Source organism: Mycobacterium sp. NAZ190054, assembly GCF_001545925.1.
Lineage (GTDB): Bacteria > Actinomycetota > Actinomycetes > Mycobacteriales > Mycobacteriaceae > Mycobacterium.
Map to the genome: position 1 here is coordinate 1 of NZ_LMVQ01000131.1, position 9,541 is coordinate 9,541.

At 70.0% G+C, this 9,541-nt stretch carries 9 protein-coding genes and 1 pseudogene; 3 read left to right on the forward strand and 7 right to left on the reverse strand.

Annotated elements, in window-relative coordinates; all coding sequences use genetic code 11:
* Nucleotides 1–126 (forward strand): annotated as a pseudogene (locus ASJ79_RS32125) (ferritin-like domain-containing protein); the annotation flags it as partial.
* Between the two features lie 149 nt (nt 127–275).
* Here ASJ79_RS32125 and ASJ79_RS11175 read toward each other — a convergent pair.
* Genes ASJ79_RS11175 through ASJ79_RS11190 form a run of 4 tightly spaced genes read right to left on the reverse strand, consistent with a single transcriptional unit; the run spans nt 276 to nt 3,764 of the window.
* Nucleotides 276–755 carry a thioesterase family protein gene (locus ASJ79_RS11175; protein ID WP_067955096.1) on the reverse strand — a complete coding sequence of 160 codons (480 nt, stop codon included), beginning with the start codon at nt 753–755 and terminating at the stop codon, nt 276–278.
* A gap of 38 nt (nt 756–793) precedes the next feature.
* The gene (locus tag ASJ79_RS11180; RefSeq protein ID WP_067955098.1) at nt 794–1,630 is read right to left on the reverse strand and encodes an aminoglycoside phosphotransferase family protein; all 837 of its coding nucleotides are present in this window, start codon (nt 1,628–1,630) and stop codon (nt 794–796) included.
* Nucleotides 1,627–2,814, reverse strand: coding sequence for an LLM class flavin-dependent oxidoreductase (locus ASJ79_RS11185; protein WP_067955100.1), 1,188 nt, complete (start codon nt 2,812–2,814; stop codon nt 1,627–1,629). Before ASJ79_RS11185 ends, ASJ79_RS11180 begins: the two co-directional genes overlap by 4 nt.
* A gap of 56 nt (nt 2,815–2,870) precedes the next feature.
* Entirely contained in the window at nt 2,871–3,764 is an 894-nt protein-coding gene (locus tag ASJ79_RS11190; protein WP_067955102.1) for an SDR family oxidoreductase, read from the reverse strand.
* Nucleotides 3,765–3,842: 78 nt separating this feature from the next.
* On the opposite strand from ASJ79_RS11190, the gene ASJ79_RS11195 reads away from it, so the two are divergent.
* Both ASJ79_RS11195 and ASJ79_RS11200 read left to right on the forward strand, forming a co-directional pair.
* Nucleotides 3,843–4,409 (forward strand): TetR family transcriptional regulator, encoded by a 567-nt coding sequence (locus ASJ79_RS11195; protein WP_067955104.1) that lies wholly within the window; start codon nt 3,843–3,845, stop codon nt 4,407–4,409.
* 90 nt (nt 4,410–4,499) lie between these two features.
* Nucleotides 4,500–5,828, forward strand: coding sequence for an APC family permease (locus tag ASJ79_RS11200; protein ID WP_067955106.1), 1,329 nt, complete (start codon nt 4,500–4,502; stop codon nt 5,826–5,828).
* On the opposite strand, the gene ASJ79_RS11205 is transcribed toward ASJ79_RS11200, so the two are convergent.
* The 3 genes from ASJ79_RS11205 to ASJ79_RS11215 form a co-directional block, all read right to left on the reverse strand.
* A complete protein-coding gene (locus ASJ79_RS11205; RefSeq protein WP_067955108.1) occupies nt 5,811–7,349 on the reverse strand; it encodes an alpha/beta hydrolase fold domain-containing protein in 1,539 nt (512 codons plus the stop codon). The two genes, ASJ79_RS11200 and ASJ79_RS11205, sit on opposite strands and share 18 nt — an antisense overlap.
* Nucleotides 7,350–7,411: 62 nt before the next feature.
* On the reverse strand, nt 7,412–8,266 hold the full coding sequence (locus ASJ79_RS11210; protein ID WP_067955110.1) for a class I SAM-dependent methyltransferase: 855 nt from the start codon (nt 8,264–8,266) through the stop codon (nt 7,412–7,414).
* Between the two features lie 123 nt (nt 8,267–8,389).
* The coding region (locus tag ASJ79_RS11215; RefSeq protein WP_197420170.1) for a LuxR C-terminal-related transcriptional regulator at nt 8,390–9,541 on the reverse strand (1,152 nt) is incomplete at its 5' end.

Consider the following 9,541-nt stretch of genomic DNA (forward strand, 5'->3'; position numbering starts at 1 on the left):
GCCGCCAAAGAGCCGGACGTCGAGCAGTTGGCGACCCGTCTGATCACCGCGCACTCCGCGACGGTGGAATGGTTGACGACCGTCCTCGCCGAAGACGCCCTGGGCGGTCCGGCGGCGCTGCGGCGCAAGGCCGAGCATGACGAATGAGAAGACTCCCGCGGCGACTGCGGAACGTCCAACACGATTGAGACGATCTGACAACACCACCGTCCGATGGTGACACAGTTGTCCCGCGGCGGCACGCCCAGCCACCCGCCGCGGCGCCGAGCCGACCGTCATCCGCCGGGCGCAATGCGGAGAGCTCCCAGGTCGGCCCGCACCTCGTCGGGAATCGGGGTGGGGCCGTCGTCGTCGAGCAGTACCAGCAGCGTGTCGCAGAGGCTGACGCAGGCGCCGTCGAGGAACAGCGCGCTCGACGCGACGAACGAGGTGCGGCCGAGGTGCCCGACGCCGATCGCGGTCTGCAGCACCGCCGGCCACGGCGCCTCATGCAGGTAGTGCACGACGATCGTCGACGTCACGAGGCGCCGCGTCCTGGTGGCGAGGTCGTACACCGCGGGGAACACGCGGCGGTTGAACGTCGCCCGGGTGTTCTCGTGCAACGTCTCCAGCGCGACATTGTTGAGATGGCCGTTGGCGTCCATGTCGCCGAACCGGGCCTCGACCGAATCGTGGACGGGATAGGTCGCGGGGTCCAGACGCGCGGGATGCGGTCGCGGCGCGGAGCTGATCAACGGGGACGGTCCGGATTCCATCAGGTCAAACTAGCTTCGTGCGTTCGGTGCGCCGGTCGTCAGTCCTGGACCGCCTTGGCGACCGCCACATATCTGGTCGACGAGTCCGCGGCCGGAGGCCGGTCGGCCATCAGTTCGCGGGTCGCGGTGCACACCACGCGGATCAATGTCCAGGCCCGGGCGCGGTCCTCGTCGAGACCCGCGGCGTCGACGACCGCGTAGAAGCGGCGGCGGACGCCGTCGCGGACGTCGTGGGCCAGTTCGTCCCACCGGTGCCACAGCATCGGGGCCACCTCGTAGTGCGGATCACCGTTCACCGGCTGAGGGGAGATGGCCAGCCACGGTTCGCGGTCCGCGGCGAGCACGGTGCCGAAGTGCAGATCACCGTGCAGCACGGTGGAATCGTTGAGCTCCGTCGCCAGATCGCGGCCGAGTCCGGTGGCCTGCTCGACGAGCCGGTGCGGAATCGGTGCGCTGCGCGGCAACCTGCCGACGGCCTCGACCCACCGGGCCAGCTGCGCGCTGAGCGACGGCAGCTGGGGCATGGGTGGGACGTGCAACCGGCGGTAGAGTCCGGCGACGATCGCGCAGGCCACGTCGACAGGCATTCCGGTCAGTGTCTGTGGGTGCAGCCTCTCGAGCAGGACGGTGCGTTGCGGCGGGTCGGCGCTCAGCAGCCGCACCGCCCCGCGGCCGCCCCAGCGCCGCAGCACGAGGTGCTCGTGCTGCCGGTCCGGAGCGTCCGCCGACCCGACCTTCAGGACGGCGGGGAGGTCATCACCGGTGCGGACCGGCGCCACCGTGGACCCGGTACCCTCACGGACCGGTCCGTCGATCCTGAGCCGCCATCGGTCCAGGTGCTCGCGCAGGACGGCGTCCCGGTCGGGACCGGTCATCGATTCCGTTCCGCCGCGGCCTGATCCGCGGCTGGGTGCCTGACCGACTGCTCGGCCGCATGGTCCTCGATCGCCTTGCCGATCGCGTGCGCGGCCTGGTCGACGAACGTGCGGCCCCCGGCGGTCACCCAGTCGCGGGAGGCGACCGGTGCGGCGAGCTGGCCGGTGAAATGCGGAATCACGTACTGCGCGAAGAGTTCGTAGCTGTGCAACTTCGCGGCGGGCGGCGCCCAGTCGTGGTCGAACAACAGGAACGCGCCGAAACCTCCGTTGCTCGCGTCGACGAGTTCCTCGATCTTCGCGATCGCGTCGTCAGGCGTGCCGATCACCGCGAATCCGCTGGCGTGATTGTTCGCGATGATCTCGGCGGGGGTGTCGCCCTGCACCGGACCTGCGGGCAGGACGTGCGAAAAGTATTGGGAGAACTGGGCTATGCCGTACTCGACGTCGCGTTCGGCCTGTGCGCGCGTCTCGGCGAGGTGCATCGGCCCGACCAGCCGCCACTTCGACCGGTCCGCGACGTGGCCGTGTTCCTGTGCCACCTCTTCCCAGGTGTTCCAGTGCTGGGCGAGCAGATCCATGCCCTGCCTGGCGGTGGCCGCGATCGAGAGCATGCCGATGCCGTGGCGGCCGGCACCGCGCGGGCCGGTGGGGGAGAACGACGCGGCGACGGCCACGTCGAAACACGGTTCGCTGTACGGCCTCAGCTGCAGGCGCGCGTCCTGCAGGGTGAATCCGTCGGTGTGCATGGTGACCGTCTCCCCGCGCAGCAGGCGCATGATCGCGTCGAGGCACTGTTCCATGCGCGGTCGCTGCTCGTCGGGCGCGATACCCAGCATGTGCGCGTCGGAGGTGAGTTGGCCGGGTCCGCAACCCAGCATCACGCGGCCCCTGGTCAGGTGGTCCAGCAGCACCATGCGGTCGGCGAGCAGCAACGGGTGGTGGTAGGGCAGTGAGCTGACTCCCGTGCCGAGCTTGATGTGCTTGGTGCGCTCGGCCGCCACCCCGATGAACACCTCGGGTGAGGCGATGATCTCGAATCCCGCCGAGTGGTGCTCACCGACCCACGCTTCATGGAAGCCGAGGCGGTCCATCGCCACGATCAGGTCGAGGTCCCGTTCGAGGGCGAGGGTGGGGTTCTGCCCGACCGGATGGAACGGGGCCATGAAATTTCCGAAGCGCATCTAGCCATTCTGGAGGTGCGCGCTGCCACGCCGCCGGCTTTCGGATCAGGATTGAGTCAGGATTGAGGCGCAGCGAAGTAGTGCGTGTGCGCGAGGTCGTCGAGCAAACCTTCGTGGGTGGGCTGCCAGCCGAATCGCGCCCGCGTTTTCTCGCTCGAGGCCGCCAGGTCCAGCCCGAAGACGGCGCCGACGAACCCGGCGCGTTGCGCGACCGCGGCGGGAGCGGTCGACTCGACCGGTAAACCCAGTCCGGCTCCGATGGCCTCGGCAATCTGCCGCACAGGGATCCCGTCCTCGGCGACCGCGTGCAGCACCGTGCCCGCCGGGGCGTCCTCCGCGGCGATCCGGAACAGCGCTGCGGCGTCGAGACGGTGGACGGCCGGCCACCGGTTGGAACCGTCTCCCGGATAGAGCGAGACGCCGGCGCTGCGGGCGCAGCCGATGAGCGTCGGCACGAATCCGTGATCGCCGGCTCCGTGGACGGTCGGCGCCAGCCGGACCGCGGCGGTGCGCACGCCGCGTTGGGTCAGGGCGAACACCGCCGCTTCGGATCCGCGCGGAGCGTCCGGCGGCGCGGCGTGGTCTTCGGTCAGGATCTGCTCCTGGCCGAGTCCGGCCATTCCCGAGGCCACCACCAGGGCGCGGTCCGAGCCCGCCAGTGCGTCCCCGAGGGTGGCGATCGCCTGGCGCTCCAATCGATTCGCGACGTCGTACTCGGTGAAATCGTGGTGGAAGGCCAGGTGGATGACCGCATCGGCGGCCGAGGCACCTGACATGAGGATCTCGGGCTCGTCCAGACCGCCGCGTAGCACCACGGCGCCGGACGCCGCGACGCGCTGCGCCGCCGACTCCGATCGGGCAAGTCCGACGACGTGATGGCCGTGGGCGAGCAATTCGGCGACGACCGCCGACCCGATGAAGCCGGATGCTCCGGTGACGAAAATGTTCATGGTGACCTTTCGATGTCAGGGACTGTCGTCACACGTAACGCTGATGTCAGCGGCTGTCATTCCCTCTAGGATCGGAGAATGAGCCGCTGGCAGCCCAACGCGCGCGAGCGCCTCGAAGAGGCGGCGCTGGAGCTCTATGACCAGCACGGCTTCGACCGGACCACGGTGGACGACATCGCGACGCGGGCGGGGCTGACCGAGCGCACCTTCTTCCGGCATTTCGCCGACAAGCGGGAGGTGCTGTTCTCGGGTCAGCACGCACTGATCGAATTGGTGTCCGACACCGTTCTCGCGCATGAGGACACCGAGCATCCGTTGGAGACGGTGGCCTCGGCGCTGGAGGTGGTGGCACATGTGGTGAACGGGCGCGGTGACCGTGCCCGTCAGCGGCAGGCCATCATCGACGCCAACCAGAGTCTGCGGGAGCGCGAGCTGGTCAAACTCGCCGCGCTGGCCGACGCGCTGGCCGAGTCGCTTCATCGCCGGGAAGTCGAGGCGTCGGTGGCGCGACTGTCCGCCGAAGTCGGCCTCGCGGTCTTCCGGGTCGCGTTCCAGCGGTGGATCGAATCCCGCGGCGGCACGTCGCTGGTGACGTTCACCGGTGATGCGTTCGCCGAACTGAGAAGCGTCGCCGCGGCCGGCTGAGGCGACAGCGGGACACCCGAACTTCCGTTCGGCAGCCGGCCAGGCCGAGCCGTGGTATCGATCTCCCGCATCGCGGGTACTTGCCCACCCATGTCTGCCGAGACCGCGGAGGCGACCGCCACGCCGACCAAGCTGGCGCGCCGGATCACCGGCCCGCTGCTGTTCCTGTTCATCCTCGGGGATGTGCTCGGCGCCGGTGTCTACGCGCTGATGGGGGAGCTCGCGACGGAGGTCGGTGGGGTGCTGTGGGCACCGCTGGTGGTCGCGATGCTGCTGGCGCTGCTCACCGCCGGCTCCTACGCCGAACTGGTGACGAAGTATCCGCGCGCGGGTGGCGCGGCGGTGTTCGCCGAGCGGGCGTTCAGGAAGCCGCTGATCGGGTTCCTCGTCGGGTTCAGCATGCTCGCCGCGGGTGTGACCAGCGCCGCGGGCCTGGCGCTGGCCTTCTCCGGTGACTACCTGGCCACGTTCGTCGACGTCCCGGTGATCGTCGCCGCGCTGGTCTTCCTGGCCCTGGTCGCCTGTCTGAACGCGCGCGGAATCAGCGAGTCGCTGAAGACGAACGTCGTGATGACCGCGATCGAGCTCACCGGCCTGGTCATCGTGATCGCCGTCGTGGCGATCATGCTGGGACGCGGGGACGGTGACATCGGCCGCGCCGGCACGTTCCCGGACGGGGCGTCGCCGGGCCTGGCGGTTCTCGGCGGCGCGATTCTGGCCTACTACTCGTTCGTCGGTTTCGAGACCTCCGCCAACGTCGTCGAGGAGATCAGGAACCCGAGGCGGGTGTATCCGACGGCGCTGTTCGCGGCGCTGCTCACCGCCGGGGTGGTGTACGCGCTGGTCGGTCTGGCCAGTGCGGTCGCACTGCCCGCCGACGACCTCTCACAGTCCTCGGGGCCGTTGCTCGAGGTCGTGTCGGCCTCCGGAGTCGGCGTGCCGGACTGGCTGTTCAGCCTCATCGCGCTGATTGCGGTCGCCAACGGGGCGCTGCTGACGATGATCATGGCGAGCCGGCTGACCTACGGGATGGCCGAGCAGGGGTTGCTCCCGGATGTCCTGGCCCGGGTGCTGCCCAACCGCCGCACCCCGTGGGTCGCGATCGTCGCGACGACGGCGGTCGCGATGCTGCTGACCCTGGTCGGCGACCTGTCCACACTGGCCGAGACGGTGGTGCTGCTGCTGCTCTTCGTGTTCCTCTCCGCGAACGTCTCGGTGCTGGTGTTGCGGCGCGACCACGTCGAACACGACCACTTCCAGGTCTGGACGTTCGTCCCGGTGCTCGGGGTCGGCTCGTGCCTGCTGCTGATGACCCAACAGAGCGCCGCGGTGTGGCTGCTGGCCGCGATCCTGCTGGCGGTCGGGATGGTGCTGCACTTCGTCAGCCGCCGGTTCTCCCGGTCAGACGACAGAGGGTGACATCACCGGGCCGAGCAGGTCGGCGTAGATGCGGGGCCGGTCCTCGTGTGCGTCGGGCAGGAACGGGAACGTCGCCCAGTCGTGGATGAGACCGTCGCGCAGCCGGAAGGTGACATTCGGGATGCCCGCGGCGAGCACCCGGTCGCGCAGCCGCAGGGTGTCGACCGTCAGCAGGTCCAGCGATGAGCTGTACACGTAGGTCGGCGGCAGACCGGCGAGCGGCCCGAACAGCGGGCTGGCCAACGGATTAGCGGTGTTCTGCGCGCCGCCGGCCCATCTGGCGCCGGACCGGGCGAGGTTGGGGATGTCCAACAACGGGTCTTCGATCTCGGCGCTGCGCGGATCGCTCATCGACACGTCGAGCCAGGGGGCCAGCAGCACGAGGCGGGACGGGTTGCGGGACCCGCGGCGCACCAGTTCCTGCATCGCGGCCAGGGCCAGCCCTCCTCCGGCGGAATCGCCCAGCACACTGACGTTCTCGGCGCCGTGACCGTCGATCATCGTCGTGATGAAGTTCGCCGTGCGCGGCACCTCGGAGGCCGCGGTACCGCCGCCGGGCACGAGGGTCTGCAGCGGCACGACGACCGTCGCGCCGGTGTCACGGGCCATGTCCGCGTAGGTCCACCAGTGGAAGATGCTCGCCGTGGCGACGTAGGCACCGCCGTGTAACGCGACGACAACCGTGTCGGTGGCTTCTCTCCGCGGCGTCAGCGACCAGACCTTCATGCCCTCGAACTCGGTCAGTTCGACTTTCAGCCCGCCCGTGAGGAAGAACGGCGGAACGCCATCGGTGAAGAACGGGATCTTCAGGCTGGTGAACGACAGCAGACCGCCGAACGGCTTCAGCACCGCCTTGAGCACCGTCAACCCGAAGGTCACCACCTGGTGAATGAACGACGGCCTCCCGGTGTACAGCGGCTCCGGCTCCGGTTCGTCCTGCGGCGAGCCGACTTCGGGTGCATGAGCCGGCGTCTCCGGCTCATGCAGCTGACTCGTCGGCGCGGACGTGGCCGGCGCCGGCTCGTCGTCGAGGTCGTCGTCGCGGCGCGCCGAACCGGCCAGTGTCAGCAGCGCCGCCGTTGCGCCGGGCCCTTCGGGGTCGCTGTCTTCGGGGGCTGGGGTGGCCTCGTGGTCATCGAGAACCGTGTCGTCGATCGTGCGGGCCACGGGGACCGGCTCGCCGGAAGGTTCGTCCTCACCGGAAGGTCCGGTGCCGGACTCCTCGTCAGGCGCGTCGTCGGTTTCGGCGTCTTCAGTGTCCTCGGCGTCCTCAACGTCCTCGGTGTCCTCGGCGTCTTCGGTGTCCTCGGTGTCGTCACGGGCGTCGGCGGCGGGCGGAGCCTCGTGGTCTGTGGTCGGCGCGTCGACCTGGCTCGACGACCCCGACGCCGGAGCGTTCGTGTCGTCGTCGGTGGCGCTCGCCGGACCTGCGGTGCTGCAGGCGATCACCGCGCCGACGCCGAGTGCGGCGGCCGCTGCGCCGACCCGACCGGGCCGGACCCTGTTCCGATCAGCCGCCATGCCTCGCCTCCCCGTTGAGGGCTCTGACGGTAGCCGATCGGCTACCGACGTGGCAACGGGGCTCAGCGCTTGACGGCCGTCACCAACAGGTACTCCGCCTCGTAGGCGGTCCGCCCCGGTTCGTCCGAGCCGTTCCACTCCTCCAGGAAGGCGAGGAAATCGCGGTCGAGCGCCGCTACCCGGTCGGGATCCTGCGCGTTGAACCGGTAGGCCGCGATGGTCGGACCGTAGTTCGCTTTCCAGTACTCGCGGAACTCCAGCGGAGTCGCGCAATGATCCATCACCACCGTCTGGCGCTGCATGGTGAGCTCGGAGACTTTGTCGCCGAACAACTTTCGTACATGGTCCTCGCTGCCCCACAACGGCGCGGGGCCGGCGCCGGGCGGCGGCGGGGGAGCGTAGGGCTTCATGGTCGCGAACAGGTTGCCGATGAAGCCTTCCGGCGTCCAGTTGATCAGGCCGATGGTCCCGCCCGGGCGGGTGACCCGGACGAGTTCGTCGGCGGTGGCTTGGTGATGCGGCGCGAACATCGCGCCGACACACGACATCACGACGTCGAACTCGTTGTCGGCGAACGGCATCGCCTCGGCGTCGGCCTCGGCCCATTCGAGTTCGACGCCGCGCCGGGCGGCGATGGCCCGGCCTGCCTCGAACAGTTCCGGGGTCAGGTCGGAGGCGACGACGGTGGCGCCGGTCGCCGCGGCCGGGATGGCCGCGTTGCCCGAGCCGGCGGCGACGTCGAGCACCCGCTGCCCGGGACCGATGCCGCAGGCCTCGACCAGCCGCGGCCCGAGCGCGGGGATCAGTTCGGCGGCCACGGCGGGGTAGTCGCCCGACGCCCACAGGGCGCGGTGTTTGGCCTTGAGTTGTCGGTCGGCGTCCGGATTGCTCGCCACGCCGGTGTCAGCGGTGGTCATTGTTCTCCTCGAATCTGTCGATGGGTGGTGCCGCGGTCTGACCGACCGGTCGTGAGAAACGGTCGCGCACCGACGGCCCGCCGACATCGGGAGCGACTACCCATGTTTGTGCGCACCACCTCCTCAGGTGAGGATGCCGACCTCGCGCGCTCTGCGTACCGCGTCGCGCCGCCCGGTCACTTCCAGCTTGGTGAGGATCGCCGACACGTGGTGATCGACGGTCTTGACCGACAGGTACAGGTGTTCGGCCAGTTCGGCGTTGGTCAGCCCGTCGCCGAGCAGACGCAACACCTCGACCTGCCGGGCGGTGAGCCCGGCCGGGTTCGACAGTGTCGACGCCCGCCGCGGACCGGGCACCGTCGCGGCACCCCTCGCGCGCAGGTCCGAGCGGACCTTGCCGGCCACCGCGTCGGCGCCCAGCCGGTCGAGCACGTCGAGCGCCTTGCGCACGGCCGCGGGTTCACCGGAGTCGACCAGGGCCAGCGCCGCGTCATACGGCGTCGAGAGGCGGTGGAACGATTCCGCCGCCGCGTCGTACCGGCCGTCGGAGAGCAGCCGGTAGGGGACGGCGACCCGGGCCGTCCCACACGCGTCTGCTTCCGTTGCGCCGATGCGGCGCAGCCACGTTTCCAGCTCCCCGCGGGCCCACTCCAGCCCCCGCGCCGGCGCTTCCCGAAGCAACAACCGGCATTCGGCGATCCGCGGATCCGGTGCACCGGTCAGCCACGTGCGCTCGGCGATCGCCGACGCGACCGGAAGCACCCGCACCAGTTCCCCGAACCGGCAGGCCAGTTCCCAGGCGGCGTCGATCACCCCTGCGTCATCGCCGCGGCGCCGCAACGCGATGAGCCCGCGGATCAGCAGCGGCCACGTCCGGGCCAGCGGGGCGCTCCGACCGCCCAGCACCGATTCGGCGTCGGTCAGTGCCCGGTCCCAGTCGCCGGCCAGCAGGTGCAGTCGGCTCCGGGAGCCGAGTTGCACCATGCGGCATATCGGAAGATCGTGCTCGATCATCAGCGGGATGCTGGTGTCCAGCAGCGCCGCGGCGGCGCCGAGACGGCGTTGTTCGACATCGAAATACGTCAGATTGGTGTAGCCGCCCGAGTACGTCTCGTCGATGTGGCGCGGGCCGGCCGCCAGCTCGGACAGCAGCTGCTGATCCGCGGGCTCATCGCGTTGCGGCGCCGCGGCGATGACGCAGGGGTGATCGACGCCGCCTGGGAACTGGCCTGCCGGTTCGGGGAACTGGTGCGGGTGCTTCCGGTCGCGTCGGAG